21 protein-coding genes are annotated in these 21859 nt (G+C 72.1%); 6 read left to right on the forward strand and 15 right to left on the reverse strand.

What is annotated here, in order from left to right:
• Nucleotides 1-134: 134 nt before the first annotated feature.
• Nucleotides 135-1424, forward strand: a complete 1290-nt coding sequence (locus N6H00_RS33640) for a carboxymuconolactone decarboxylase family protein (RefSeq protein ID WP_268975608.1) — start codon at nucleotides 135-137, stop codon at nucleotides 1422-1424.
• A 116-nt stretch (nucleotides 1425-1540) separates the two neighbouring features.
• On the opposite strand, the gene N6H00_RS33645 is transcribed toward N6H00_RS33640, so the two are convergent.
• From N6H00_RS33645 to N6H00_RS33685, 9 genes are all read right to left on the reverse strand, one after another.
• Nucleotides 1541-2635, reverse strand: a complete 1095-nt coding sequence (locus N6H00_RS33645; RefSeq protein WP_443073121.1) for an HAD-IIIC family phosphatase — start codon at nucleotides 2633-2635, stop codon at nucleotides 1541-1543.
• Nucleotides 2632-3741, reverse strand: a complete 1110-nt coding sequence (locus N6H00_RS33650; RefSeq protein WP_268975610.1) for an acyl-CoA dehydrogenase family protein — start codon at nucleotides 3739-3741, stop codon at nucleotides 2632-2634. Before N6H00_RS33650 ends, N6H00_RS33645 begins: the two co-directional genes overlap by 4 nt.
• A complete protein-coding gene (locus tag N6H00_RS33655) occupies nucleotides 3734-4006 on the reverse strand; it encodes an acyl carrier protein (RefSeq protein ID WP_268975611.1) in 273 nt (90 codons plus the stop codon). The genes N6H00_RS33650 and N6H00_RS33655 overlap by 8 nt, the downstream gene beginning before the upstream one ends.
• 2 nt (nucleotides 4007-4008) lie before the next feature.
• Nucleotides 4009-4887: a 3-hydroxyacyl-CoA dehydrogenase family protein gene (locus tag N6H00_RS33660; protein ID WP_268975612.1), complete on the reverse strand. Its 879-nt coding sequence runs from the start codon at nucleotides 4885-4887 to the stop codon at nucleotides 4009-4011.
• 312 nt (nucleotides 4888-5199) lie between these two features.
• On the reverse strand, nucleotides 5200-6723 hold the full coding sequence (gene adh, locus N6H00_RS33665; protein WP_268975613.1) for an aldehyde dehydrogenase: 1524 nt from the start codon (nucleotides 6721-6723) through the stop codon (nucleotides 5200-5202).
• A gap of 116 nt (nucleotides 6724-6839) precedes the next feature.
• On the reverse strand, nucleotides 6840-8204 hold the full coding sequence (locus tag N6H00_RS33670) for a GAF domain-containing protein (RefSeq protein WP_268975614.1): 1365 nt from the start codon (nucleotides 8202-8204) through the stop codon (nucleotides 6840-6842).
• A 57-nt stretch (nucleotides 8205-8261) separates the two neighbouring features.
• The gene (locus tag N6H00_RS33675) at nucleotides 8262-8396 is read right to left on the reverse strand and encodes a hypothetical protein (RefSeq protein WP_268975615.1); all 135 of its coding nucleotides are present in this window, start codon (nucleotides 8394-8396) and stop codon (nucleotides 8262-8264) included.
• A gap of 343 nt (nucleotides 8397-8739) precedes the next feature.
• Nucleotides 8740-10005, reverse strand: a complete 1266-nt coding sequence (locus N6H00_RS33680; RefSeq protein WP_268975616.1) for a glycoside hydrolase family 18 protein — start codon at nucleotides 10003-10005, stop codon at nucleotides 8740-8742.
• A 980-nt stretch (nucleotides 10006-10985) separates the two neighbouring features.
• Nucleotides 10986-11351, reverse strand: coding sequence for a hypothetical protein (locus tag N6H00_RS33685; RefSeq protein ID WP_268975617.1), 366 nt, complete (start codon nucleotides 11349-11351; stop codon nucleotides 10986-10988).
• 240 nt (nucleotides 11352-11591) lie between these two features.
• On the opposite strand from N6H00_RS33685, the gene N6H00_RS33690 reads away from it, so the two are divergent.
• The 4 genes from N6H00_RS33690 (at nucleotide 11592) to N6H00_RS33705 (ending at nucleotide 17022) form a co-directional block, all read left to right on the forward strand.
• Nucleotides 11592-12032, forward strand: coding sequence for an Lrp/AsnC family transcriptional regulator (locus N6H00_RS33690; RefSeq protein WP_030838994.1), 441 nt, complete (start codon nucleotides 11592-11594; stop codon nucleotides 12030-12032).
• A 47-nt stretch (nucleotides 12033-12079) separates the two neighbouring features.
• Nucleotides 12080-13723, forward strand: coding sequence for an amidohydrolase (locus N6H00_RS33695; RefSeq protein WP_443073122.1), 1644 nt, complete (start codon nucleotides 12080-12082; stop codon nucleotides 13721-13723).
• A gap of 573 nt (nucleotides 13724-14296) precedes the next feature.
• The gene (lnt, locus tag N6H00_RS33700; RefSeq protein WP_268975618.1) at nucleotides 14297-16081 is read left to right on the forward strand and encodes an apolipoprotein N-acyltransferase; all 1785 of its coding nucleotides are present in this window, start codon (nucleotides 14297-14299) and stop codon (nucleotides 16079-16081) included.
• Nucleotides 16082-16299: 218 nt separating this feature from the next.
• On the forward strand, nucleotides 16300-17022 hold the full coding sequence (locus tag N6H00_RS33705; RefSeq protein ID WP_268977218.1) for a polyprenol monophosphomannose synthase: 723 nt from the start codon (nucleotides 16300-16302) through the stop codon (nucleotides 17020-17022).
• Nucleotides 17023-17066: 44 nt separating this feature from the next.
• Here N6H00_RS33705 and N6H00_RS33710 read toward each other — a convergent pair whose 3' ends face one another.
• The 6 genes from N6H00_RS33710 to N6H00_RS33735 are packed head-to-tail and all read right to left on the reverse strand — an operon-like array spanning nucleotide 17067 to nucleotide 20936.
• Nucleotides 17067-18893, reverse strand: a complete 1827-nt coding sequence (locus tag N6H00_RS33710; protein WP_268975619.1) for a complex I subunit 5 family protein — start codon at nucleotides 18891-18893, stop codon at nucleotides 17067-17069.
• 4 nt (nucleotides 18894-18897) lie between these two features.
• Nucleotides 18898-19242 (reverse strand): sodium:proton antiporter, encoded by a 345-nt coding sequence (locus N6H00_RS33715; RefSeq protein ID WP_268975620.1) that lies wholly within the window; start codon nucleotides 19240-19242, stop codon nucleotides 18898-18900.
• A complete protein-coding gene (locus N6H00_RS33720; protein ID WP_268975621.1) occupies nucleotides 19239-20063 on the reverse strand; it encodes an MnhB domain-containing protein in 825 nt (274 codons plus the stop codon). Before N6H00_RS33720 ends, N6H00_RS33715 begins: the two co-directional genes overlap by 4 nt.
• Nucleotides 20060-20344: a DUF4040 domain-containing protein gene (locus N6H00_RS33725; RefSeq protein ID WP_268975622.1), complete on the reverse strand. Its 285-nt coding sequence runs from the start codon at nucleotides 20342-20344 to the stop codon at nucleotides 20060-20062. The genes N6H00_RS33720 and N6H00_RS33725 overlap by 4 nt, the downstream gene beginning before the upstream one ends.
• Nucleotides 20341-20775, reverse strand: a complete 435-nt coding sequence (locus N6H00_RS33730) for an MrpF/PhaF family protein (RefSeq protein ID WP_268975623.1) — start codon at nucleotides 20773-20775, stop codon at nucleotides 20341-20343. Before N6H00_RS33730 ends, N6H00_RS33725 begins: the two co-directional genes overlap by 4 nt.
• A complete protein-coding gene (locus N6H00_RS33735; protein ID WP_268975624.1) occupies nucleotides 20772-20936 on the reverse strand; it encodes a hypothetical protein in 165 nt (54 codons plus the stop codon). The genes N6H00_RS33730 and N6H00_RS33735 overlap by 4 nt, the downstream gene beginning before the upstream one ends.
• 231 nt (nucleotides 20937-21167) lie before the next feature.
• On the opposite strand from N6H00_RS33735, the gene fxsA reads away from it, so the two are divergent.
• The gene (gene fxsA / locus N6H00_RS33740) at nucleotides 21168-21782 is read left to right on the forward strand and encodes an FxsA family membrane protein (RefSeq protein WP_443073123.1); all 615 of its coding nucleotides are present in this window, start codon (nucleotides 21168-21170) and stop codon (nucleotides 21780-21782) included.
• Nucleotides 21783-21859: the final 77 nt, after the last annotated feature.

Genomic DNA, 21859 nt, shown 5'->3' on the forward strand with positions numbered 1-21859 from the left:
TCCCTAGATCTCCGGCGTTTGAAAGTCCGCGCGATCACTTATCGTTGGACCTCGACCGGTGAAAAAGTGCCACAACGCCAAGCCGCCCGTCCATGAGACGTCGACGCGCCAACACAATTCACGAAGGTGAGAGAATGCGGCCCAGGATCGATCCGCAGGACGCGGACGACTTCGCCGTCACACCCGCGGGCCAGGTCTACGCCCAGGAGATCGGCCAGTCACTGAACGGGCTCCTCGCGGACCGGCCCCCGCCGAACGTCCACCGGACCATCGCCAACCACCCGACGCTGCTGCCCGCGATGCAGCCGCTGATGTCGCATGTGGCGGGCGACGTCCTGCCGGCCCGCGAACGCGAACTCGTCATCCTGCGCACAGCATGGCGTTCACAGGCCTCGTACGTCTGGGCGCACCACCACGCCGCGGGACTGTTCGTCGGGCTGAACGAGACGGAGATCGCCCGAGTCGCCTCGGAGGACACCGCCGACTGGACGCCGTTCGAAGCCACCCTGCTCCAGGCGGTCGACGAGCTCCACACCAAGTCGGCGGTGTCGGACGGCACATGGAAGCGGCTGGCCGAGCGCTACAGCGAGGAGCAGATCCTCGAACTGCTGGCCCTCGCCGGAACGTACAAGACCCTGGCGTTCATCCTGAACTCCTGTCTGGTGCCGATCGACCCCTGGATGGAGCGTCCCGCGCTGCTGCCGGCCGACCCGGGACAGCTGACGTCCGGCAGACACGCACGCCCGCGGGAGCCGCTCACGGGAGCGGCCTCAGAGACCTGGAACCAGCGGATCGTCTTGCAGAACGACACCGGACTCTCCCAGCTCACCCCGACGTCGGCCAGCCCCGAACTGCCACTTCACGAGATCCTCGTCCGTTACCCGGACCTGCTGTCCACGGTGAACGCGCCCGGCTCCAACTCCTCGCTCCTGCTGATCCGCAGGAACTCCACGGACGTCATGCCGGACACGGACGGCTACTCCTTCAGCGCCACCCATCTCTTCGCCGATTCCTCGGGTATCCCGATACTCGTGGAAGTGGTGGAACCACACGACACGTGGAACGCGCACAGCGCCCTCGCCAAAATCCTCGACTACGCGGGCAGCGGGGCGCGGCACTGGCCGGTCCACATACTCCAGCGGTCGCTCGAGTACACCGCCCAATTGCAGGGCAGCACCGGAGAGCAGCTGCTGGCGGAGATGGGGTATCCCATCGACGAGGGTTCGTTCCTGCGTACGATCGAGGCGAATCTGGCCCTCGGCAGGCTCCGCATGGCCATTGTGGCCAGCCGATTTCCGCCTGAATTCAACCGGGTGATCGCATTCCTCGGTCAGCAGCTGCACCCCGCCGAGGTGTACGGCATCGAACTGCGCCGCTTCTCCGACGGGTCCCACGCCGCGTTCATCCCGAGGGTGGTCAGCTGAACGACCCCACGGACGGCCCAGGCGGGGAACCGGCCGGAAACCGGATCCGGTTCCCCGCCGGCCGCTCCCCGTCCGGGCCGTCCGGAGGCGGTGCGTCCCGACGGCCCGGGGAGGGCTCAGGCTCCCAGGAGACTGACGGCGTTCAGCTTCATCGTGGGCGACGGGGCATGCGGCTCCGGAACCAGATGCAGCCGCCGGATGTCCTCGTGCGCGGGTGCGGGCAGCCCGGCCCGGCAGTCACACGGTTCATCGGTGAAACCGGCGAATCGGTAGGCGATGTCCATCATCCGGTTGCGCTCGGTCCGCCGGAAGTCCGCCACCAGGTGGACGCCCGCGTGTGCGGCCTGGTCGACAAGCCAGCCGAGGATCACCGAACCGGCGCCGAACGACACCACGCGGCACGACGTGGCCAGCAGCTTCAGATTCCAGACTCCTGGGTGCTTCTCCAGCAGTTCCAGACCGACCGCGCCATGCGGCCCGAACCGGTCGGTGAGCATGGTCACCAGCACCTCATGGCGTGGATCGGCCAGCAGCGTGCGCAGGTCCGCGAGGGAGTAGTGCACTCCGGTCGCGTTCATCTGACTGGTGCGCAGCGTCAGCTCCTCCACCCGGGACAGCTGTTCCTCGGTGGCGCGCTCGATGTCCATCACCAGGTCCAGCGAGCGCAGGAAGTCATCGCTCGGCCCCTGGAACTCCGCCTCGGCCGCCTTCCGCTGGAATCCGGCCTGGTACATCTGCCGACGGCGGCGCGCGTCCACCGTCACCGTCGCCGGGCTGAATTCCGGCAGGGCGGAGAACTCGGGCAGCCGCTCGGCGGAGTAGCAGCGCACCTCCGGCAGATGGAACCGGACCTCCGCCAGCTCCGCCGGCTGGTCATCGACGAAAGCGATCGTGTCGAGCGCGAAGTTGAGCTCGGCGGCGATCTCTCGCACCGCATCGGACTTCGGGCCCCAGCCGATGCGCGGCAACACGAAGTACTCGGCCACGCCCAGCTCCACCAGCTGCTGCCACGCCTGGTCGTGGTCGTTCTTGCTGGCAACCGACTGGAGGATGCCCCGGCCGTCCAGTTCGGCGATGAGCTCCCGCACCGGGGCGGCGAGCGTCACCTTCCCGTCCTCCAGCAGCGTGCCCTGCCACAGGGTGTTGTCGAGGTCCCACACCAGGCACTTCACGATCGGGGGCGGTTGGGCCACAGCGCTTCCTTGGGTCATGACGCCGGCATCGACACGGCGTGGTCGGCGAGGATCAGCTGGCAGATCTCGGTACTGCCCTCGATGAGCTCCATGAGCTTCGCGTCGCGGTAGGCGCGCTCGACCACATGGCCCTCGTGGGCGGCGGCCGAGCCCAGGACCTGTACGGCCGCGGCGGCGCCCTGCGCGGCCTGGACCGCGCTCACCTGCTTGGCCAGGACGCCGGCGACGACCATGTCGGGGGAGCCGCTGTCCCAGCACCGGCTGGCGTGTTCACACACCCGGGTGGCGATCTGCTCGGAGGTCAGCAGATTCGCCAGGTGGCGGCCGACCAGCTGGTGTTCGGCGAGCGGCTTTCCGAACTGCCGCCGGACGCGGGCGTGGCCACGGGCGGCGTCGAGACAGGCCCGCAGGATGCCCACGCAGCCCCAGGCGACCGAGAGGCGTCCGTACGCCAGCGCGCTGGTCACCAGGAGCATCAGCGGCTGCCCGCCGCCGAGCACCGCGGTGGCGGGCAGCCGCACATCGTCGAGGTGCACATCCGCGTGTCCGGCCGCCCGGCAGCCGGACGGACTCGGGACCCTGCGGACGGTGACGCCCGGGGTCGACACGGGCACCACGACGGCGGCCGCCCCGGAACCATGGCGTCCGACGACGACGATCAGATCGGCGTAATGGGCCGCGGTGGTCCAGACCTTCTGTCCGCGGACGACGACGGTGTCACCGTCCGGTTCGATGGTCGTGGTCATCGCCGACAGATCGCTGCCCGCCTCCGGTTCGCTGAACGCGACGGCGGCGAGCCGGCCACCGGCCAGCTTCGGCAGGTACTCCGCGTGCTGTTGCGGACTGCCCAGGCGCTGGATGGTCCACGCGGCCATGCCCTGCGAGGTCATCACGCTCCGCAGCGAACTGCACCGGCTGCCGACATGGGCGGTGAACTCACCATTGGCGGCGCTGCTCGCCGCGAGTCCGCCGAAGGTCTCCGGCACCCCCGCACACAGCAGGCCGCGGGCGGCCAGTGTCCGCAGCACGTCGTCGGGGATCAGACCGTTCCGGTCCCACTCCGCGGCCCGGTCACCGACGAGATCGTCGACGAGCTCGCGCGCACCGGCGAGCGGCTCAGGCATCGGCGGTTCGCCCGGCGCCGAGCAGACGCCCCACCAGGGCGGTCATGCCCTCAATGGTGCGGAAGTTGTCCCGCTTCAGATCGTCCCCCAGGATCTGCACGGAGAACGTCTGCTCCAGATGGACGACGAGCTCCATCGCGAACATCGACGACACCAGCCCCGAGGCGAAGAGATCCTGGTCGGCAGGGACCTCCGCCTTGACCCGCTCCGAGACGAACGCCGTAATCGCCTGCTCGATCCCCTCGGCGGTGATCGGCTGGTCCATATTCACGAAAGCACCTTTCCATAGTCATAGAAACCCCGCCCCGTCTTGCGCCCCAGATCGCCGCGGCGCACCTTCTCCAGGAGAAGTTCACAGGGCTCGAAGGTGGAATTCCCGGTCCGCTCGGCCAGCAGCCGAAGAGCGTCCGCGAGATTGTCCAGCCCGATCAGATCGGCGGTGCGCAGCGGACCGGTGGGGTGACCGAGGCATCCGTGCATCAGCCGGTCCACGGACTCGACGCTCGCGACGCCCTCGGCCACGATCCTCACCGCTTCATTGATCATGGGATGCAGCAGCCTGCTGGTGACGAACCCCGGCGCATCGCGCACGACGACCGTCTTCTTCCCCAGCCGCTCCAGGGCGGACCGGACCGCGGCCATGGTCTCGTCGCCGGTCTGCGGACCACGGATGACCTCGACCATCTCAATGAGATAGGCCGGATTCATGAAGTGCGCCCCGGCCAGGTCCTCGGGGCGTCGCACCGACTTCGCCAGCTCGGCGACGGGGATGCCCGAGGTGTTGGTGATCACCGGGATTCCGGCGGGGAGCATGCCGGAGATCTCCGCCATGATCCGCGCCTTGAGCGAGGCGTCCTCGGTGATCGCCTCGATCACGACACCGGCGTCCGCCGCGTCCGTGCCGGACAGCGTCGTGGTCAGCGTTCCGGCCACCTGCCCGTCGGGGAAGGCGCCCATGAACTGCCCGTGCCGCATCTGCTGGGCGATTTCCGTCCGGGCCTTTTGGAGTATGTCTTCCGAGACGTCGACCAGGACGACATCCACCCCGCGGCCCAGCGCCAGTGCGGTGATGCTGCGCCCCATGACCCCCGCACCGAATACGGCGATCGTGTCCGATCGGGAATTCACCGTCACCCATCTCCACATCGTCGTTCAACCGGGCCCGCCCTGTGTGCGGCGCATAACGGGCGGGCCGGGTTTACCTGCTGAAAACCAGCCAGGCAATAGCTACTTCAGCGGAGAAATTACGCTGATCATCCGGAGGACGTCAAAGGATGAGGTAGCGCCCTAGGGAGATCCACAGTGTTCTTCGCGAGGCCGGGCCCGAGGTGAACCACCGCGGGTGGGGACGCGTCTTCCCGCTATCAGGCGGACGGCTTGCGACTCGCGGTGTGGACGGTGCGCCCAAAAAGGGCGCCTGCCGGACATCCGTCCTGGCCAGGCGCCCTTTCTGCGCGTCTAGAAGAAGCCGAGCTTCTTCGGCGAGTACGACACCAGCAGGTTCTTCGTCTGCTGGTAGTGGTCCAGCATCATCTTGTGGGTCTCGCGGCCGATCCCGGACTGCTTGTAGCCGCCGAAGGCGGCGTGCGCCGGATAGGCGTGGTAGCAGTTGGTCCACACCCGGCCCGCCTGGATGGCGCGTCCGGCGCGGTACGCGGTCGTGCCGTCCCGGGTCCACACGCCCGCGCCCAGCCCGTAGAGCGTGTCGTTGGCGATCCCGATCGCGTCGGCGAGGTCGGTGAACCGGGCCACCGCCACCACCGGTCCGAAGATCTCCTCCTGGAAGACCCGCATGTGGTTGCCGCCCTCGAAGATCGTGGGCTGGACGTAGTAGCCGCCCTCCAGCTCACCGCCGAGTTCGGCGCGGCTGCCGCCGGTGAGGACGCGGGCGCCCTCCTGCCGGCCGATGTCCAGGTACGACAGGATCTTCTCGAGCTGGTCGTTGGAGGCCTGGGCGCCGATCATGGTGTCGGTGTCCAGTGGATGCCCCTGCGTGATCTTCTCCGTACGGGCCACGGCCGCGTCCATGAACGCCTCGTAGTGGCCGCCCTGGACCAGCGCCCGCGAAGGGCAGGTGCACACCTCGCCCTGGTTGAGGGCGAACATGGTGAAGCCTTCCAGCGCCTTGTCCAGGAAGTCGTCGTCGGTGGCCGAGACGTCGTCGAAGAAGATGTTCGGGCTCTTGCCGCCGAGCTCCAGGGTGACCGGGATCAGGTTCTCGCTCGCGTACTGCATGATCAGCCGGCCGGTCGTGGTCTCCCCGGTGAAGGCGACCTTGGCCACCCGGGAGCTGGACGCCAGCGGCTTCCCGGCCTCCACGCCGAAGCCGTTGACGATGTTGACCACACCCGGGGGCAGCAGATCGGCCACCAGGTTCATCCAGACGTGGATCGAGGCGGGCGTCTGCTCGGCCGGCTTCAGGACCACCGCGTTGCCCGCGGCCAGCGCCGGGGCGAGCTTCCAGGTGGCCATCAGGATGGGGAAGTTCCACGGGATGATCTGGGCGACCACGCCCAGCGGCTCGTGGAAGTGGTACGCGACCGTGTCGTGGTCGAGCTCGGAGAGGCTGCCCTCCTGGGCCCGGATCGCTCCCGCGAAATAGCGGAAGTGGTCGATGGCCAGCGGGATGTCGGCGGCCAGCGTCTCCCGTACCGGCTTGCCGTTCTCCCAGCTCTCCGCGACCGCGAGCGCCTCCAGGTTCTGCTCCATCCGGTCGGCGATCCGCAGCAGCACCGAGGCGCGTTCCGCGGGCGCGGTGCGGCCCCAGGCGGGTGCGGCCGCGTGGGCGGCGTCCAGGGCCCGCTCGACGTCCTCGGCGGTACCCCGGGCGACCTCCGTGAACGGCTGCCCGTTGACGGGGGTCGGGTTCTCGAAATAGCGGCCCTGGGCGGGCGGCACGTACTCCCCGCCGATCCAGTGGTCGTAGCGCGGCTGGTAGCTGACGACCGATCCCTCGGAGCCGGGGCTTGCGAAACGCGTCATGGGGCGGCCTCCCGTGGTGTCACGCGTGATGGATCCGGTGTTCCGGTTGCCGGGCGCGTCGTGCGGACGCGTCCCGGGCTCCGCCCGCGCCCATGCGGCCGGAGCCGACGGTGAGGCTAGGCGCGGCCACGTTGCGCGGACGTTGCGTCACGGGAGGCGGGGCGCGCGTACCGGGCGCCGTCGGCGTACCGGCCGCCATCCGTGTACCCGGCCTCGCCCGGCAGCCCGTACAGCTCCCGCAGCCGCCGCACCCGCGCCGCCGGCCCCGCCCGCCCCGGCGCATCCGCCGGAAGCGCGGTCAGCAGCGCCTCCGCGACCTCCAGATCGTCCTCGCCCCACGGCGTCTGCGCCCAGTGCCGCAGCAGTTCGGGATCGCCGTGGGACAGCACGGCACGCCGCAGCCCGTCCTCCAGCACCTGCCGCATCCGGCACACCCCGGGCGCCTCCGACAGCGGCAGCAGCGGCCCCGGATACGCCCGCAGCGCCGTGGACACATCACCGGCGGCCAGCGCGTCGGCCGCGGCCCCGAGATCGGTCCGCACCGGTGCGCAGAGCCGGTACGGGCGCGAGCCCAGCAGCGGGCCCACCAGCCGGCGCAGCCGCGACAGCTCGGCCCGCAGCGTCACCGGGGACCGGTCGTCGGCCCGGGGCCCGTACAGCTCGAGCGTCAGCCGGTCGCCGGACAGCCCCTCCGGATGACCGGCCAGCAGCACCATGATCTCGCTGTGCCGCCGCCCCAGCCGCAGCCGCCGCCCGCCGGACACCAGCACGGCCTCGTCCCGGCCCAGCGCCGTCAGGCTGATCCGCGGCTCGCGCGCCCGCGGCCGCTCAGCGGCCAGTTGGGCCTCGGCGGCGCGGGCGGTCGCCTGCACCAGGGCCAGGCTGTGCGGGGCGGCCAGATGGTCCCCGCCGGTGATGTCCACCGCGCCCAGCAGCCGCCCGGTGTGCGGATCGTGGACGGGGGCCGCGGCGCAGGTCCACGGCTGCACCGTGCGGTTGAAGTGCTCGGTGGCGAAGATCTGCACCGCATGGTCGACGGTGAGCGCCGTCCCGGGCGCGTTGGTGCCGGCATGGCGCTCGTCCCAGCGCGCCCCGGCCACGAAGTTCATCCGCTCGGCCCGGTTCCGTACGCCCGCGTGCCCCTCCACCCACAGCAGCCGGCCCTGTTCGTCGCAGACCGCGAGCAGATGGGCCCCGTCGTAGGCGATACCGCCCAGCAGCTCCCGGAACAGGGGCATCACCCGGGCCAGCGGATGGTCCGCCCGGTACGCCTCCAGCGCGCCGTCCGCCAGATCGATCGGCGCCTTGCACTCCTGGACGACCCGCGCATGCGCCGAGCGCCGCCAGGACTCCGCCACCACCGGGCGCACGGCGGGGCCCACCGCCCCCTCGGTCAGAAACGCCTCATGGGCGCGGCGCACGGCACGGGTGCGCTCCGCCGGGTCGGTGCCGGACGCCATCGCCAGCCAGGGATTGACCACGGTGCCTCATTCAGCGGTACGGAGGGGCGGGGGAGTCGGCCGGCCGGCTGCGGCCGGTCAGGGGTGGGCGGACGGGGCGGGGGCGGGCATGACACCGGGCGGGGAGGCATAGCCGCAGGAGTGGCAGATCTTCCACCCGTCCTGGTTGACGGCGAGTTGGCCGCCGCAGCTCGGGCACTGCTCGGTGCTCATGATCGTTCCTTTGGTTCACGTACAGGGGCGGTGCGGGCCGCCCCTGCGCTCAGATTTCCTTGTGGGGCGGATGCCCCGCAATAGTCGGAACAAGCCGCGTTCGGGTACGCGCCCCGGATGGCGCGCGTTCACCCGGGGTGCGGCGCGAGGGATCTCCTCCGCCTACGCTCCTCGCGCCCCCTCGCGCAACGCTTGAACCCTTGACGACCGGTCGGCTGAACCCTTGACGGCCGGACCCCGGACGGCCGCCCGCCGCTCCCGCACAACGCGCCCGGTGCGCACGACAACGCGGGCGGGGAGCCGGTGATGGCTCCCCGCCCGCGTCGGCGAGGGATCTATGGAGTCAGCTGATGGACTTGATCAGCTCACCGTTGGAGGTGTCGCCGCTGAGCTCCCAGAAGAAGGTGCCGCCCAGGCCCTGCTGCTGCTTGTAGGTCATCTTCCCGGCGATGGTGGAGGGGGTGTCGTAGCTCCACCACTGGTTGCCGCAGTGCGCGTAGGCCGTCCCCGCGACCGTGCCGGTCGCCGGGCAGGAGTTCTTGAGGACCTTGTAGTCCTCGATGCCCGCCTCGTAGGTGCCGGGCGCGGCGCCGGTCGCCGTGCCGCCGGGGGCGTCCTGGCTGACGCCGCTCCAGCCGCGTCCGTAGAAGCCTATGCCCAGCAGCAGCTTCGAGGCCGGGACGCCCAGGCCCTTGAGCTTCTGGATGGCGGCGTCGGTGTTGAAGCCGTCCTGCGGAATGCCGTCATAGGAGGTGAGCGGCGAGTGCGGGGCGGTGGGGCCCTGTGCGGCCCAGGCACCGAAGAAGTCGTACGTCATCGGGTTGTACCAGTCGACGTACTGCGCGGCGCCCGCGTAGTCGGCGGCGTCGATCTTGCCGCCGGAAGAGGCGTCGGCCGTGATCGCGGCGGTCACCAGGTTGGACGAACCGAACTTGGCGCGCAGCGCGGCCATCAGGTTCTTGAAGGCGTCCTTACCGCTGCTGTCGCAGGTGTTGCCGCAGGCGTTGGGGTACTCCCAGTCGATGTCGATGCCGTCGAAGACATCCGCCCAGCGCGAGTCCTCGACCAGGTCGTAGCAGGACTGGGCGAAGGCCGCGGGGTTCTTGGCGGCCTCGGCGAACCCGGAGGACCAGGTCCAGCCGCCGAACGACCACAGCACCTTGAGGTTCGGGTGGAGCTTCTTCAGCTTGCGCAGCTGGTTGAAGTTGCCGCGCAGCGCGCCCGCGTCCCAGGTGTCGGCCTGGCCGTCGACGCTGCTCGCCGCGTCGTACGCCTTGTCGTAGTCGGCGTAGGAGTCGCCTATGGCGCACTTGCCGCCGGTGACATTGCCGAAGGCGTAGTTGATGTGGGTGAGCTTGGCGGCCGAGCCCGAGGTCTCGATGTTCTTGACGTGGTAGTTCCGCTGGTAGATGCCCCATTCGGTGAAGTAGCCGACGACCTTGTCGCCGGCGGCCTTCGTGGTGGGGGTCCCGGCGGCCTGGGACGCGGCCGTGGGTGTTCCGACGCTCTGGGGTTCACCGGCGGCGGCCGAGCCCGCGAGCAGAGTGGCGGTCACGACCGCCGTACAGGTCGCCGCGAGCGCGGCGAACAGTCTGCGTGGTCTGAGCATGGAATCTCCTCGGTGGGGGGTGAGGGGAGAGTGAACTGCCCGACGACCTGCCCAAAGCTTGACATGAACGCGCAGGACAGGGTGGGGAAACGGTAGAAGGACTAGACCAGTAGGGTCAATGGTCTGGGCCAATTTGCTCCGCATGCGCGTCATCGGGGAGTGCGCGCGGGAGATCGTCGGCGGTCCGCCGCACCCCGGCGCACGCCGCCGCGGCACCATCGGCGGCGGCGACCGGCCGTGCGGGGTCTCTCCACCCGGGGGTTTGCCGCGGCCCGGCCGGCCGTCGGCCTCGGCGCCCGCACCCTGGCCTGCCGCGCTCGCGCCCGCTGCGGCGGCAAGGAACGACCGGCCGCGTACTTCTTGGCGACGCCGGGCGGCGCGGGCACCGTGGGGCACGGCCGGTTCGCCGACCGTCCGCATCCCCCTCGGCAAGGCGTGGAGCCCCGGCGTCCGCCGCATCGGCGACAAGGGTCAGGGGTTCGTGATCACTCTGTCCGCTGTCGGCGCGGACCGTCGGGACGTCGCGGGGCCTGCGTCGTCGGCGTCGCCCAGGCGGCGCCGGGTGAAGCGCTCGCGTACCCCGCGCGGCGGCGGCAGTGCGGCCGGCCGAGGGCCGGCGTCCAGGGGCTGCGTTCCATGCCCGCCGGCATGCCCACCCGGATCGAGGCCGGGCGCGCCTCGTACGGGCACCGCGCTGCGGATCGCCACCGACGCCGGCCAACTGCTCGGCGGATACGGCTACCCGGCGGACCTCCAGGTCGGGCGCGTGATGCGCGAGTCGAGGTCGCCCGGATGGTGGAGGGTGCCAAGAGGCCGCCCATCAGGTGCGGCGGGGCGTCATCGCCCGCATGCTCGTGGGCCCCGAGCCGCAGAGCCGGGCTGCCCGCGCATGGGCGAGCAGCGCATGCGCGCGTAGCGCATGAGCGGGTGGCGCATGAGTGAGTCTTGCAGGGGGCGCGATCGGCGCCCCCGCCGTGTTCCTAGCGCCGCGTCACCGGGAAACGGACCGGCCGGGAGCCGGGGCCGCCGAGGTGCGAGAACGGCTGCATCCGCCAGTCCAGACCCTCCGGAAGCGTCAGCAGCAGCGCGGCGTCCCGCTCATAGGCGTCCAGCGACGCGTCGGCGGGGGTGGCGTCGGTGACCCGGCGGCCGGTACCGGCGCAGACCGTGAGGCCGAACGGGTCCCACGGGGAGGAGCACAGCGCGTGCTCCGGAAGGACGTCCTCGTTGGCGAGGAGCGCGATGGGGCGCGTGCAGTCCGGGCAGATCACCCGGAACATCTCATAGGTGTCGTTGTTCTCGTCGGTGTCGATGTCGCCTGCGTCGAGGCGCTCAAGATGAGGCATGAGTTTCCCCCTCGTGTGGGCCGGCCAGGCACGTCGTCCTCGACCACAGCAAGCATTTCCCTCGCGGCCGCATAGGTAATCGCCGCAACTCATAGGACACCCACGAGGATATGTGGCGTTCGTCACATGCCCGATGCAGATGCGGTGCGGACGCGGTGCGGATGCGATCCATGAGGAGCCTGTGCCGGCCGCGCCCACCGGCTGTGCCGGAGCGCCCCCGACCACATAAGGTGATCGGCTGTGGAGGAGTTGGACAGACAGATCGTGGAGCTGCTCGTCAAGGACGGGCGGATGAGCTACACGGACCTGGGCAAGGCCACCGGCCTGTCCACATCGGCCGTGCACCAGCGGGTTCGCCGCCTCGAACAGCGGGGCGTGATCCGCGGCTACGCCGCCGTCGTGGACCCCGAGGCGGTCGGGCTCCCCCTCACCGCGTTCATCTCGGTCAAACCCTTCGACCCCAGCGCGCCCGACGACATCTCCGAGCGGCTCGCCGAGGTGCCCGAGATCGAGGCGTGCCACAGCGTCGCGGGCGATGAGAACTACATTCTCAAGGTGCGCGTCGCCACCCCGCTGGAGCTGGAGCACCTGCTCAGCCGGATCCGCTCGCTGGCCGGTGTCTCCACCCGCACCACCGTGGTCCTCTCCACGCCCTACGAGGCGCGTCCGCCGCGCATCTGAGCACTTCCCGCCCCCTTACTCTCGCACCCCCACCGAGGCAGCCCGCCGTGAACGACCCGACCCCCGCCCAGGCCCCCGAAGCCCGCACCGTCCTGCTGCGCGGAGGCGAGGTCCACAGCCCCGCCGATCCGTTCGCGACCGCGATGGTCGTCGAGCGCGGCACCATCGCCTGGGTCGGCTCCGAAGGGGCCGCGGACAGCTTCGCCGACGGCGTGGACGAGGTCGTCCAGCTGGACGGGGCGCTGGTGACGCCCGCCTTCACCGATGCGCATGTGCACACCACCGCGACCGGGCTCGCCCTCACCGGACTCGATCTCACGGGCGCCCGTACCCTCGCCGACGCGCTGGAGCGGGTGCGCGCCCACGCCGCCGCCCGCCCCGCCGACCGGGTGCTGCTCGGCCACGGCTGGGACGCCGCCCGCTGGCCCGAGGGACGTCCGCCCTCCCGTGCCGAACTCGACGCGGCGACCGGCGGCCGCCCCCTGTACCTCACCCGCATCGATGTGCACTCCGCCGTCGTCACCACCGCGACGCTCGACCTCGTCCCCGGCGTGTCCGAGCTGGCCGGCTACCACCCCGACACGCCGCTGACCGGCGCCGCCCACCACGCGGTGCGGGCCGCCGCCCACGCGGGCCTCACCGAGCGGCAGCGCGCCGAGGCCCAGCGGGCCGCCCTCGCCCGCGCCGCCTCGCTGGGCATCGGCACCGTCCACGAGTGCGCAGGGCCGGACATCTCCTCCGAGGACGACCTCACCGGGCTGCTGCGGCTCGCCGCCGAGGAGCCGGGGCCGCGGGTGTACGGCTACTGGGCCGAGGCCGCGAGCAGCGCCGCCGACCTGGACAAGGTGCGCGAGCTCGGCGCCATCGGCGCGGCGGGCGACCTCTTCGTGGACGGGGCGCTCGGCTCCCATACGGCGTGTCTCCACCAGCCGTACGCCGACACGCCGCACACCGGCACCGCCCATCTGGACGCGGCGGCCGTCGCCGCGCATGTCATCGCCTGCACCGAGGCCGGGATCCAGGCCGGTTTCCACGCCATCGGCGACGCCGCCGTCACGGCCGTCGTGGAGGGCGTACGGGCCGCCGCCGACAAGGTCGGCCTCACCCGCGTCCGGGCCGCCCGGCACCGCGTCGAACACGCCGAGATGCTCACCCCCGAGACCATCGCGGCCTTCGCCGAACTCGGCCTCACCGCGTCCGTCCAGCCCGCCTTCGACGCCCTCTGGGGCGGTACGGACGGCATGTACGCCCAGCGGCTCGGCCCCGAGCGGGCCCGCACCCTCAACCCCTACGCGGCGATGCTGCGCGCCGGTGTGCCCCTGGCGCTCGGCTCCGACAGCCCTGTCACCCCGCTCGACCCCTGGGGCACCGTGCGCGCCGCCGCCTTCCACCGCACCCCCGAGCACCGGATCTCCGTCCGCGCCGCCTTCACCGCCCACACCCGCGGCGGCTGGCGGGCCATCGGGCGGGACGACGCGGGCGTCCTGGCGCCCGGCGCGCCCGCCGACTACGCGATCTGGCGGACCGGTGAGCTGATCGTGCAGGTGCCCGACACCCGGGTCGCCGGGTGGTCGACCGATCCGCGCTCGGGCACCCCCGGCCTGCCCGATCTCACCCCCGGCGGCCAACTGCCCGTGTGCGTGCGCACGGTGGTGGGCGGACGCACCGTCCATCTCCGTCCGGACGAGTGACGCGCGGGCACGCCGTACGCCGAACGATGAGCCCCCGGCCTGTCGTGGCATCTGAACACTGTCCGTACTGACCTGGTCATTTGAGGAAACGGCGCAGGTCATGCGGCTGTTGACAGGGTGCGGTCGGTGGCCGGTAGGTTCGGCTGCGTCCACCACAGGACGCCCGACCGGGGAATCTTCACGCAGTCGTCGAACGCCGCTGGGCCAGAGGGAGACGCGCCGCCGCGGCGCGCCACCACTGGGAGCCAGGTCCAGCGCACGGGGGCGAGGGAGGGATCGCCGGGTCGGCAGGTGCGACCCGGGAGGGGCCCGGACGCTCAGTAGACAACGGCTCTCGGTCGACCCGCAGCCAGCGGGTCCCAGGCCGGCCCGAAGGGCGTCGGGCCCCCATCCGCACGCGCACACGGCGGACCGCCCCCGGCGCGGGGGCGGCACCACCGCCGGGCGGGGAACCCCCGCCAGGGCCGGGACGTTCCGTACCTCGGGGCCACATTCCGCACCTCCGGGCCACTTCCGCGCGCCCGCGTTATACGGTCAGCTCACCACAGCACGACCTTGCAGGAAGGCCGCACCGTGCCATCGGGTTCCGACACCACCGCCGAAGCCGCCCCCACCGGGCCGGGCGCAGACAGACCGGGTCAGCGGACCGGTTCCGCCGCCGTGCCGCCCACCGGCGGCGCCGCCGAGAGCGGTGCCGCCGGGGAAAGCCGTGCCGCCGGGGAGACCGGGACAGGGACGGGGACGGCGGCGTCCGCGCCCGTGTCCGGGCCGGCCGCCGGGGAGCGCCGGCCGGGCCGGCTGCGCCGTCTGGGCCGGCTCGCCCGCCGCGAGGCGCGGCGCAGCGCGCTCGCGGCGGTCAGCGGGCTCGCGCTCGGCTTCGCCTTCCCGCCGTTCGGGGTGTGGCCGCTGTCCCTGGTGGCCGTCGCCGCCCTGGCCCTGCTCACCCGCGGCCGCACGGCCCGCCAGGGCGCCTGGACAGGCTTCGCCTTCGGGCTGCCGTTCTTCCTGCTGCTGCTGAAATGGCTCAGCGTCGTGGGCTGGGACGCGGTGGTGGGCCTGTCCGCCATCGAGGCGGCCTTCCTCGCGCTGATGGGGGCCGGCCTGGCCCTGGTCTCCCGGCTGCCGGTACCGGCCCTGTGGCCGCTGTGGACGGCCTGTCTGTGGGTCACCGAGGAGTGGGCCCGCGACCGGGCGCCCTTCGGCGGCTTCCCCTGGGGCCGGCTGGCCTTCGCCAACACCGGATCGCCCTACACCCCGCTCGCCGCGCTGGGCGGCGCCCCGCTGGTCACCTTCGCCGTCGCGCTGACGGGCGGGGCGCTCGCCTCCGCCGCGCTCGTCCTGTGGCGGCTGCGCGGCACCGGGGGCCTCTCACCGCGCGGCGCCCTGCCCGCCGCCGGGGCGGTGGCCGTCGCCGCCGCCGTGACGGCGGCCGGATTCGCGGTGCCCATCCCCACCGCCGCCGCCGACTCGGTCGACATCGCCGTGGTCCAGGGCAATGTGCAGCAGGCCGGAATGGACTTCCTGGGCCGCCCCATGATGATCCTCAACAACCATGTGAAGGCGACCCTGGACCTGGCGAAGGACGTCAAGGCCGGCCGGATCGCCAAGCCCGATCTCGTCATATGGCCGGAAAACGCCTCCGACCTCGACCCCTACCAGTACCGCGAGGCATACGCCCGGATCGACGAGGCCGTCAAGGCGATCGGCGTTCCGGTGCTGGTCGGAGCCCTGGTCGACCATCCGACCAAGCAGGGCTACGTGGAGAACCAGGGCATCGTCTGGGACCCCGAGACCGGCCCCGGCGCCTCGTACACCAAGCAGCATCCGGTGCCCTTCGGCGAGTACGTCCCCTTCCGCCAGCAGCTCAGCAAGATCATCACCCGGCTCCAGCGGGTGCCCCGCGACTTCTACCCCGGCGACCACACCGGGGTGCTGAAGGTCGGCCCGGCCCGGCTCGGCGATGTGATCTGCTTCGAGGTCGCGTACGACGAGATCGTCCGCGACACGGTCAACGCGGGCGCTCGGGCGATCGTCGTCCAGACCAACAACGCCACGTACGGGCGCAGCGGCCAGCCCGAGCAGCAGTTGGTGATGTCCAAGCTGAGGGCGATCGAACACGGCCGTCCGATGATCACCGCGGCCACCAGTGGGATCAGCGCGGTGGTCTCCCCGGATGGCACGATCGAGCAGCGGACGAAAGAATTCACGCAAGATGTGCTCACCGCGCGCATCCCGCTGCGTGACGGCAAGACCCTGGCCGACCGCGTCGGTGCGATCCCTGAGTGGGTGCTCGCTATGGTGGGCGTTCTGTCCTGCGCGGCCGCGATCATGATCGGCCGTCGGGGACGTACGGACTAGAAGGGGCAGTAGCCGTGAGCGACGCACGCGAGGCCGACCAGCCGCGCCGGAGCAACGACCGTGACGATTCGCCTCGCGGGCGGGGAAGCGAACAATCCGACGCCGTGAGCGACGCACGCGAGGCCGACCAGCCGCGCACCGAGGCCGACGAGCCGCGCCGTAGCAGCGAGAGTCAGGACGACGGCGGGCGGCGGAAGTACGGTCCGCTCGGTACGACCTTGGTGATCATCCCGACCTACAACGAGGCGGAGAACCTCAAGCCGATCGTCGCGCGGGTCCGGGAGTCGGTTCCGGACGCGCACATCCTCGTCGCGGACGACAACAGCCCGGACGGCACGGGCAAGGTCGCCGATGAGCTGGCTGCCGAGGACGACCACGTCAAGGTGTTGCACCGCAAGGGCAAGGAGGGCCTCGGCGCCGCCTATCTGGCGGGCTTCCGCTGGGGGATCGAGCACGGCTACGGCGTACTGGTGGAGATGGACGCCGACGGCTCCCACCAGCCCGAGGAGCTGCCCCGGCTGCTCACCGCGCTCAAGGGCGCGGATCTGGTGATCGGTTCCCGCTGGGTGCCCGGCGGCCGCATCGTCAACTGGCCCAAGTCCCGCGAGTTCATCTCCCGGGGCGGCAGCACGTACTCCCGCCTGCTCCTCGATGTGCCGATCCGCGACATGACGGCCGGCTACCGCGCGTTCCGCAAGGAGACGCTCGAGGGCATCGGCATGGACGAGGTCGCCTCGCAGGGCTACTGCTTCCAGATCGACCTGGCCTGGCGCGCCGTCAAGGCGGGCTTCCACGTCATCGAGGTCCCGGTCACCTTCATCGAACGCGAGCGCGGTGAGAGCAAGATGAGCCGCGACATCGTCACGGAGGCGGCCTGGCGGGTCATGTCCTGGGGCGTGGGCACGCGGGTCAACAAGATGCTGGGCCGCAAGGACTCCTAGGTCCCTCGAGGTCCGCACGTGAGGCGGACGCCGCTCAGCGCGGCTCAGCGGATCCCCGGGACGGTCAGCACCGTGAGCAGCGCCGTCCCGGCGACCAGCCAGGCGACGTAGTCGCCGATGTGCCCGGACTGCAGCCGCCGTACGGGCGCGAGCAGCGCGGCCGTCCCGTCGCGGGCCGGCCGCCGTACCGCCAGTGTGGCGAGGGCGATGGCGAGGGCCGTGGAGAGCAGCCCCAGCAGGATCCCGGTCGGCTGCCAGTGCGGCGGCGGGAGCGCCGGGGCGGCTGCGGCCCGTGCGCCCAGGCCCGTCCGCCGGTAGCCGCCGGTGTCGGTGAACAGCGCCCCGGCCCGGCCCATCGCGGAGGCGACGGCCGGGACCGCCCCGACGGCCAGCGACGCGGCCAGCAGCGCGGCGGGCACCGCCACCAGCGGCACCGGGATGCGTCCGAGGCGGCGGCCGGTCTCGGGCTCCTCCTCGCCGGTGGTCTCCGGTTCGCCCTCTTGCTCCCGGGGGCGCCGGCCCGCTCCGGCGAAGATCCGCAGCCCGGCCCGGAGCACCGCGCCCCCGGTCACCGCCGACACCAGGACGTAGAGCGCGGGCAGCCATCCGGCGGTGTGTCCCGCGGCCTCCTCGGCGACGGCCTTGCCCAGACCGGAGCCGAACGGCGGCAGCCCGCACAGCGCCAGGCCGCCCACCGCGAACAGGACGCCGACCACCGGGAGTTCCCGGGCCCGGCCGAACAGCTCGTGCTCGTCGACGGTCGCGTACCGGTCCAGCAGCACCCCGACACAGGCGAAGAGGGCCGCCTTCACACCCGCGTGGCCGAGGACGTACAGCGCGGTGCCCGACACCCCCTCGGGGGTCAGTACGGCCACGCCGATCAGGAACAGCCCGGTATGGGCCACGGTCGAGAACGCCAGCAGCCGCTTCAGATGGCGCTGCTGCCAGCACATCGCCGCCCCCAGCAGCGCCGTGAGGACGCCCAGCACCAGCAGGGCGCGGGTGAACGCCGGGTGGCCGAGCCCCCCGGGCCCGGCGAAGACCGTCCAGTAGACCCGGGCGACCCCGTAGACGCCGAGCTCCACCATCACCCCCGACAGCAGCATGCACACCGGCGTCGGGGCGACCGCGTGCGCGTCGGGCAGCCAGAAGTGGAACGGAACGGCGGCCGCCTTCACCAGCAGACCGGTCGTCACCAGCACGAACGCGGCGAGCACCAGCCCGTCCGGCCCGCCCGCGTCAAGCTTCCGCCCGATCTGGGCGAACCCCAGCTCCCCGGTGCGCGCGTACAGCAGCGTGATGCCCAGCAAGGTGGCGTAGCCGCCGAGGGAGTTCACCACCCCGAAGGCCAGCGCGCCCTGGAGCGGTTTCGGCTCCTCGACCCGGAAGCCGGTCAGCGCGTAGGCCGCCACGCCCATCAGCTCGAAGAAGACGAAGGCGTTGAACAGGTCGCCGGTCAGGGCGAAACCGCACATGCCCGCCTGGAACACCAGGATCAGCGCGGGGAAGGAGCCGGTGTGCCGGCGCGGCGGCTCCTCGAAGTAGCGCCAGGAGTAGATCAGGACGGCGACGACGAGCAGCGAGACCAGCGCCGCGAGCCCGGCCCCCAGCGGATCGCCGACCAGCACGATGCCCACTCCGCTGCCGCCCACCGGCCGCCAGCCGCCCACCCACTCCACCGGATACGCCCCCGGCCCGGCATGACCGGCCCGGACCAGCACCAGCAGCGCCGCCACGGCGGTGGCGGCGGCGAAGGCGCAGCCCAGGAGGTCGGAGACGAGCCGGGGGAGCCGCCGTCCGGCGGCCACCAGCACCGCCGCGCCCAGCAGCGGCACCGCCACCACCAGCGGCAGCAGCCGCGCGCTGTCCACCGGCTCAGCCCTTCAGCTCGGACAGGGCGTCCGGGTCGACCGTGCCATGGCGTTTGCGCAGCTGGACGACGAGCGCGAGCAGCAGCGCGGTGACCGTCGCGCCGACCACGATGTCGGTGAGGGCGAGCGCCTGGACGACCGGGTCGACCACCCGGCTGTCGGTGGGCGTGTCGGCGAAGACCGGGGCCGTGCCGCCGTGCCGGTAGCCGACGGCGAGCAGCAGCACATAGGTGGAGGACTGGGTGACGGCCAGGCATCCCACGGCATGGATGAGGTCCCGGCTGGTCACCAGCCCGTACACACCGATCAGAAAGATCCATCCGGCGACCAGGTACGGCAGGACCGTCACGCTCGCTCCCTCTCGTCGTCTCCGTCGTCTCTGTCATCTCTGTCGCCGGTGCCTCCGGTCCCTCCGGTGTCCTGCGCCTCCTCCTCGCCTTCCCCGGGCTCCTCGATTTCCACCGCCTGGTCCAGGAACCGGGCCAGCAGGACCACGACCCCGCTGGCCACCTCCAGGCCGACGGCCGCGTTGAGCACGGGCACCGTGCCGCCCGAGGACAGGGTCGCGAGGGTGCCGAAGGGAAGGACGTTCGCCAGGAACGCCGACCCCGCGAGGACGGCCGCGAGCCCGGTGACGACATAGGCCGCCTCGCCGACCGCCTCCCCGACCTCGTACAGGGCCAGCGGCCGGACGCGCTCCAGGGCCCGGTAGTCGGCGGCGACGTAGAGCAGGTGCAGCGCCGTGGCGGCGACCACCCCGCCCTGGAAACCACCGCCCGGACTGATCTGGCCGTGCGCGATCACATACAGGCCCACCAACAGCGCGAGCGGCAGCGTCAGCAGCGCGAACCGGCGCACCCGGGGGTGCACCACGGCGGGCTCGGGGGTCGTGCGGTGCTCGTCCTGGGTCTGGCGGAGCAGCACCACGGCACCGAGCACGGCGGCGAAGAGGATGGTCTCCTCCCCGAGCGTGTCGAAGGCGCGCAGATCGAAGTTGACGGACGCGATGACATTGGCCGTGTGATGGCCCAGGGCGGCGTGCACGGCCCGCACACCGTACGGGTGGTAGCCGCTGCCGAACGACGGCAGGCCGAAGCAGGCGACGGCGAACAGCGCGGCGAACCCGGCGGCGCCCACCAGGAAGACCCACAGCCTCAGCCGTGCGCTCATCGCTCACGGCCCGCCGTCGTCTCGTCCCCGCCGCGGCCGTTCCCCGAGCGGCGCCGCACCTTGCGCACGGTCAGCAGGATCATCAGGGGCGTCACCGCGGAGCCGACGGCGAGCTGCGAGAGCGCGACGTCCGGCGCCTGGAGGAAGGTGAACAGCAGGGCCAGCGCGAGCCCGAGGAAGGACAGCACCAGCGCCTGCCGCACCGGGTCCCGGTTGAGCACGGCGGCGGTGGCGGCGCCCGCGACCAGCAGCAGCGCCACGACGATCAGCACCTCGGTCATGTCGTGGTGCCCCCGTTTCCGCCGCGCGCGCTGGTCACCACGCTGCCCGCGATCAGCAGCGCGCCGATCAGCAGCAGCTTCGCCATCGCCCGGCCGGGCCCGGTCGCCACGCACAGCGGCAGCACGGTCGCGGGCACCCCCACCAGCGCCGTCCACCGCACCAGCCGCGAATCGGGCAGGACGTCGAGGAAGCGGGCGTAGATCAGCGTTCCGGTGGGCCCCAGGACGCTGACCACCAGCGCCACATCCGTGTACGAGGGGCGGCCGAAGCCCTGCGCGGTCAGCAGCAGCGCCAGCCCGGCCAGCAGCGAGGTGAGGTTCTGGCCGACCAGCCGGTCCTGCGCCGAGCCGTGGGCGATCCGCCACAGCACCGGCACGAGCGCGAGCAGCGGCACCAGCGCCGCCGCCAGCCAGCCGTCGGAGGCGCTCACCGGTCCGCCACCGCCCGGCGCCCGGCGCGGGCGAGGAGGGCGGCGGCCAGCGCGGCGGCCGCGCCGACCAGGACCTCCAAGGGGTCCACGGTGCTGATCAGCACCAGCCAGAGACCGGTCAGCGCCGCCCACCACACGAGTACCTCCAGCACAGCCGCCATGCGACACCTCCGCTCGACACCTCCGCGGCGGCGGGTACCCGCGACCGCCGCCGCCGATTCCCCGCCGAATCCATGCGGCCTACCCGGCTTCCCCGGCCCATCCGCCTCATCCGGCCTTTCTGGCCCGCGTCGGACCCTCTGGGACCCGTCGGACGTTGGAACCCGTGAGATCCCCTTGGCCGCACGGCCCCGGGCTCCGGACAGCGCACGGACCCGGGCACACTTGGAGGCATGATGACCGGCGCATCGCAGCAGAGCGACCCGACCCGCCCGAAGCGCTCACGCGCCCGCACCTTCGTACCGCTGGGGATCGCCGCCTGGCTGGTCCTGGAGATCTGGCTGCTGACCCTGGTGGCGGACGCGGCCGGCGGGCTGACCGTCTTCCTGCTGCTGGTCGCGGGCGCGGTGGTGGGCGCCGCCGTCGTCAAGCGCGGCGGCCGCCAGGCCTGGCAGAGCCTGGCCGGGTCGATACGGCCGGGCACCGGGGAGCCCTCGGCGCGGCCCGGGAGCTCCTTCACGATGCTCGGCGGGCTGCTGCTGATGGTGCCGGGGCTGATCTCGGACGCGGCCGCGCTGCTGTGCCTGTTCCCGCCGACCCAGGCGCTGCTGCGGCGCCGTGCGGAGAGCGCGCTGTCGCGCCGCATGGGGTTCGTCCCCGGATCGCCGTCCGACCCCTTCCAGCAGGCCCGTGAGCAATGGGAGCGCCGGGACGGGCGGGAGCGCCCGGGGCAGGGCACGGTCATCCAGGGCGAGGTGATCCGGGACGGGAACGACCAGGACCGGGACCGGAACCGGGGCGGCGAAGGCGAGCCGGGACCGGGACTGCGACCGCGCGACCGGGGCTGAGTGACCGGGGCCGGGGGCTGACGGTCACGTCCCCGCTCAACGAGGACAAGGGCCGGGGCCACTGCTCACGCAGTGGC

Source organism: Streptomyces sp. S465 (assembly GCF_026898115.1).
Classification (GTDB): Bacteria; Actinomycetota; Actinomycetes; order Streptomycetales; family Streptomycetaceae; genus Streptomyces; species Streptomyces luomodiensis.